The sequence below is a fragment of the Paraburkholderia sp. genome (genome assembly GCF_035501035.1).
Lineage (GTDB): Bacteria > Pseudomonadota > Gammaproteobacteria > Burkholderiales > Burkholderiaceae > Paraburkholderia.
In genome coordinates this window covers 1-4,742 of sequence record NZ_DATJWR010000435.1, presented here as the reverse complement: position 1 = coordinate 4,742, position 4,742 = coordinate 1, and the positions used below count along the sequence as shown (strand labels likewise).

The following is a 4,742-nucleotide window of genomic DNA, read 5'->3' as shown; positions in this document are numbered from 1 at the left end:
CTCCCGAACCGCCCGGTGCGGACCCGCATGCCGGGTGGTGTGGCAGGGGTACGGCCTCACGGCCGTCCCCTATGCCGATCGTCGATCGCCATGGCGGGCGCTGAGAGGCCGCTCACGCGGCTGCTGCGGCTCGCTTGCGGTGGTGGGTTGTCCGTGGCGCGGCGTCGCCACTGTGGGCGCGCTACGTGTTTGCCAGTGCGATCGGCGCGCGCCCATTGCGCTGTTTTCCGCGGGCCTCCTGCCGAAACGCCATCGGACCGTCATAATGTCGCCGTTCGATCAAGGAGGCAAAAGTGGCCGATTCCCAGCAACCGCGGCAGTCCGGCAGACTGCCGCGCCTCTTCGTGTTTTCCGGCGCGGGTCTCTCGGCGGAGAGCGGCATTTCGACCTTTCGCACCGGCGACGGCATCTGGTCGCACGCGAATCTCGACGAGGTCTGCAACTACCTCACGTGGCGCCGCAACCGGCCCGCGGTATTCCGTTTCTACAACCAGCGCATCGCCGAGTGCGGCGACGCGCGCCCGAACGCCGCCCATCAGCTGCTCGCGCAATGGCAGCACGCCTGGGGCACGGAGCGCGTGCATCTCGTCACGCAGAACATCGACGACATGCTCGAACAAGCGGGCGCTCGCCAGGTCACGCATCTGCACGGCGACATGATTTCGCTGCTGTGCACCGAGTGCGACTATCGCTTCCCGGCGTCCGGCGCCGGGCTCGATCCGCAGGCGGCCTGCCCGGCTTGCGGGCAGGTGGAGGGCGTGAAGCCCGGTGTGGTGTTCTTCAACGAAGCCGCGCCCGAGTACGAGACGCTTTGGCGCATCCAGCGCGACATGACGGCCCATGATCTCTTCATCGCGGTGGGCACGGCGTTCGAGGTGATCGCACCCGAGCGCCTCTTGCCGCCCGAACGCTACGGGCGTTACGAGCGCAATTTCCTCGTCGATCCGTCGCCGCGGCGCGCGGAATGCTTCGGCGTCGTTCAGGCCGAGCCCGCAACGGTCGGCTTGCGCAATATCGAGCCGGTCATCGAGCGCATGATGATGGGCGGCTAACCGCGCGGCATCGCGGCGTCGCGCATTGAGCAAGGGCGTGCATCCTGAGGGGGCACGCCCTTTTTCGTTGCGTCGGCGCATCGCGCGGCACGCGTGCGACACTCGCAACTCCTTATCTCATCGGTTGCCGTCATGAACATATCGCAGCAGATCGTGGGCTACCTGAAGTCGCGCTCGCTCGTGCTCGTGAGCGTCGAGACCTGCACGGCCGGTGCGATCGGGGCGATGCTGGCCGACCAGCGCGGCGCTTCAGGCTGTCTCGATCTCGGCTACGTCGCCCATTCAGCAGCGACGCTCGCCACGCTGCCGGGCGTGAGCGCGCAGACGATCGAGCGCTGCGGGCTCGTCAGCGAGGACCTTGCGCGCGAAGCCGCCGAAGGCGCGCTTGGCGCACGCCTGGGGCACGCAAGCGTCGCGCTCGCGAGCATCGGCCTGCTCGCGCACGAAGACGAAGACATGCCAGCTGAGGTGATGCATTGCTTCGCATGGGCGTGCATCGACGGCGGCCGCGTGTTCAGCGCTTGCGAAACGGCGTGCTTTTCAGGCCGTCGCAACGAGATCCGCAGATCGATCGCGCGTCGCGCGTTGCTTGGCTTGCCGCGTTTCGTCGATGGCGTTCTCGCACGCGCCAAATGAGTCTGCGCGCAAGCGCAGCACGCGAGCGCAGCGAGCGGCACGCATTTTCTCCATATTCATTTCAGTATTTATATTTATAAGTAGTAGCAGTTAACAAGCCTTGGTATTAACTGTGGACAACAGGGAAATTGCTTGTCGGTTCATATCGATGCACAACGGACAGCCATGCGGACAAATCATGTATGCATTGCGCGCTTCCGGGATAACTTTTCCGCTCGCACATGCATGCACGCAGTTATCAAGAAGTCCTCCACAGGTCGTTCACCAGGTCATCCCCATGTTGTCCAGAGGTGGACGTGGATAACCAGGCCCCGCGCGATGCAATCGCGTGTTATCCACACGCAAAAAAATGGCGCCGCCCAAAGACGACGCCATTCCTCGAAAAAGCGCACAGCCGCCGCGCGTAACGCGCGATATCAGCGCCAGTAAATCGCGAGCACGATTCCGCCGAACAGCGCCCACTTCAGGACGTAATAGACCGTGCGATTCCAGCTTTTCAGGCGCTTGCCCACGAGACGCACCGAATACACATAGCGGAACGTGCGATTGAGGCTGCCCGTGTGGTCGCCGGTTTCGTTCGGCGAGGCGGCCGCGCGCATGAGGAACTCGCCCACGGTGCTGATCGCGGCTTGCGCCCAGCGGGACTTCATCGGCCGCTCGATATCGCAGAAGAGGATGATCCGATCCTGCTGTGTCCTGTTCTCGGCGCGGTGCAGATAGGTTTCGTCGAACACGACGTCCTCGCCATCGCGCCACGAGTAGGGTGTGCCGTCGACGATGATCGCGCAGCGGTCGTCGTTTGGCGTGACGAGGCCCAGGTGATAGCGCAGCGACCCGGCGAACGGATCGCGATGCGGATTGAGCGAGCCGTCGGCGGGGAGCATGGCGAACATCGCTGCTTTCACGGTGGGAATGCGCTGCAGGATTTCGATCGTTCGCGGGCACAGCGCGGCCGCCGAAGGATGCGGCTCGCCGTACCACTTGAGATAAAAGCGCTTCCAGCCCGCGCGGAAAAAGGAATTGAAGCCGATGTCGTTGTACTTTTCCGAAGCCTGAATGCGGCTCGCTTCATAGAGCGCGAGCGCTTCCTCGCGAAACGTCTTCCATTCGGATTTGAGGAGCTGGAGCTCGGGGAAATGCTTTGTCGCGATGTAGGGCGTGTTCGGAACGGCCGAAAAGAAGTAGGCGAAGCAGTTCAGCGGCGCCATGAAGGTCGAGTGGTCGCCAAGCTGTCGAAAGAAGCTTCCGTGGCGTGCTTTACCTCGCCAGTGCGTGTACACCGCGCAGAGCAGGAAGAGAAGAAGAACGGCCCACCGCATACGACGAACTCATGAATCAACGATAACTGTGGAAATATTACGAAAATTCAAAATTCCTTGTCTTTGGGGCGGCAATAGGCGTGCGGGGTTGCATTCGGGCTGAATCGAAGCACGCGTCACGCGGTCTCGGCGGGCTGTGTGAGCGCGCGCTGACGAGCGCGCAGACGTGCCTGCCAGGCCGGCAGCAACTGGCAGGCGAGCAAGCCTGCCATCATGAGCGCGCAGCCGGCGAGGGCGCGCGGCGTGAGCGTCTCGCCTAGCGCGGCCCAGCCCGCGAGCGCGGCGAATACGCCTTCCATGCTGAAGATCACGGCGGCGTGCGCGGGCGCGGCGTCGCGCTGGGCGACGACCTGCAGCGTATAGCCTATGCCCACCGAAAGCGCGCCGCCATACAGAATGGTGGGCGCGGCGCGCGCAATGTCGGCCGGGCGCAGCGGCTCGCAGACAAGCCCGATTGCGAGACACACCGCGCCGCAGGCGATGAACTGCACGATCGAAAGCGCGAGCGGATCGTGGCGCGGCGCGTAGTGGCTCACGAGCATGACCTGGATCGAGATCACGAGCGCACAGCCGAGCTGGTACCAGTCGCCGTACATCACCGAAAAGTGCTCGTTGATGCTGAGGAAGTACAGACCGAGCGCGGCGAGCGCCGCGCCAAGCCAGGTGGCGATGCCCGTGCGATGGCGCAGCAGCACGCCGAGCATCGGCACGATCACGACATAAAGCGAGCTGATGAACCCGGCGTTGGCGATCTTCGTGTAGCCGAGCCCGATTTGCTGGAGCGAGATGGCAATTGCCAGCACGAGGCCGAGCACCGTGCCCGCGCGCAGCAGCGCGCCGTCGAACAGTGCCGGGGTCGCAGGGCTGCCGCTCGCAACGGGGCGAGCGGCAGCCCCGCGCCGCACGAACAGGAAAACCGAAACGACGCCGGCGCCCAGCAGGAAGCGCAGGCCGGTGAACAGGAAGGGGCCGATGGCGTCGAGGCTCAGGCGCTGGGCGACGAAGGCCGAGCCCCAGATCAGGGCGGCTGCCAGCATCAGCAGATTGGCGCGCAGGTGGCGGCGGGAGGCGGATTTCAAGCGGAGATCTCTTGTGCGTGGAACGGACGCGACAGCGCTTTCAACGGCCGGAGCGGGGATGGCGCCAGGTGCCCCCTCGGGGCGCCAGGCGCGCCGGCGGGTCTTTTATGTGCGATTCCATCTGAATCTGGCACGAATTTGGGCGGAATTGGGCTCGGGCGAGGCCGATTGCGCGCATTACGTGAAAAGACAGCTGCCTTCCGGAAAACGAACGCGTAAATCGCGATCGTATCCGAATTGAAAGGGAATTGTCTCCCGGAAAATACACCCGGCTATTTGCGGATGACAAACGCCCTACGCTGCGTAATACTGCTTCGCGCGAAACGCCCGCCTAGATCGGCAAGCGGATCGTTTCGTGGTTTCACGCTGTTCTAATTCACAACGTGCCGGTCATTATTTGTCAGGTTTTGGGGAACAACAGATGAAAAAGATTCTCGCCTCGCTCGTCGCAGCATCCGCAGCTCTGATTTCGGTTCAAGCATTTGCACAAGACGCATCGGCACCGGCAGCAACCGCACCGGCAGCCAGCGCACCGGCCAAGGCCAAGAAGCAGCACAAGAAGCTCAAGCACCATGGCAAGCGTGCGGCCGTTTCGGACGCCGCATCGGCCGCAGGCACGAGCGACAAGGGCACGCAGAACTAAAGCGTCCCTGCGA

At 63.7% G+C, this 4,742-nt stretch carries 5 protein-coding genes; 3 read left to right on the top strand and 2 right to left on the bottom strand.

All coding sequences use genetic code 11. From position 1 onward, the window contains the following. The first annotated feature begins 293 nt into the window (after positions 1 to 293). Positions 294 to 1,052: an SIR2 family NAD-dependent protein deacylase gene (locus tag VMJ11_RS30810; RefSeq protein ID WP_325624675.1), complete on the top strand. Its 759-nt coding sequence runs from the start codon at positions 294 to 296 to the stop codon at positions 1,050 to 1,052. A gap of 132 nt (positions 1,053 to 1,184) precedes the next feature. Then, positions 1,185 to 1,688: a CinA family protein gene (locus VMJ11_RS30805; protein ID WP_325624674.1), complete on the top strand. Its 504-nt coding sequence runs from the start codon at positions 1,185 to 1,187 to the stop codon at positions 1,686 to 1,688. Positions 1,689 to 2,104: 416 nt separating this feature from the next. Here VMJ11_RS30805 and VMJ11_RS30800 read toward each other — a convergent pair whose 3' ends face one another. Together VMJ11_RS30800 and VMJ11_RS30795 are read right to left on the bottom strand one after the other, a co-directional pair. Beyond that, entirely contained in the window at positions 2,105 to 3,007 is a 903-nt protein-coding gene (locus VMJ11_RS30800; RefSeq protein ID WP_325624672.1) for an aspartyl/asparaginyl beta-hydroxylase domain-containing protein, read from the bottom strand. Between the two features lie 116 nt (positions 3,008 to 3,123). Next, positions 3,124 to 4,044 (bottom strand): DMT family transporter, encoded by a 921-nt coding sequence (locus VMJ11_RS30795; protein ID WP_414694524.1) that lies wholly within the window; start codon positions 4,042 to 4,044, stop codon positions 3,124 to 3,126. 463 nt (positions 4,045 to 4,507) lie between these two features. On the opposite strand from VMJ11_RS30795, the gene VMJ11_RS30790 reads away from it, so the two are divergent. After that, a complete protein-coding gene (locus VMJ11_RS30790) occupies positions 4,508 to 4,729 on the top strand; it encodes a hypothetical protein (RefSeq protein WP_325624668.1) in 222 nt (73 codons plus the stop codon). Positions 4,730 to 4,742 lie beyond the last annotated feature (13 nt).

Bases quoted from the DNA above. Each gene is read 5' to 3' on its own strand.
- VMJ11_RS30805 (WP_325624674.1), top strand. From the start codon at position 1,185: ATGAACATATCGCAGCAGATCGTGGGCTACCTGAAGTCGCGCTCGCTC.
- VMJ11_RS30800 (WP_325624672.1), bottom strand. From the start codon at position 3,007: ATGCGGTGGGCCGTTCTTCTTCTCTTCCTGCTCTGCGCGGTGTACACG.
- VMJ11_RS30795 (WP_414694524.1), bottom strand. From the start codon at position 4,044: ATGCTGGCAGCCGCCCTGATCTGGGGCTCGGCCTTCGTCGCCCAGCGC.
- VMJ11_RS30790 (WP_325624668.1), top strand. From the start codon at position 4,508: ATGAAAAAGATTCTCGCCTCGCTCGTCGCAGCATCCGCAGCTCTGATT.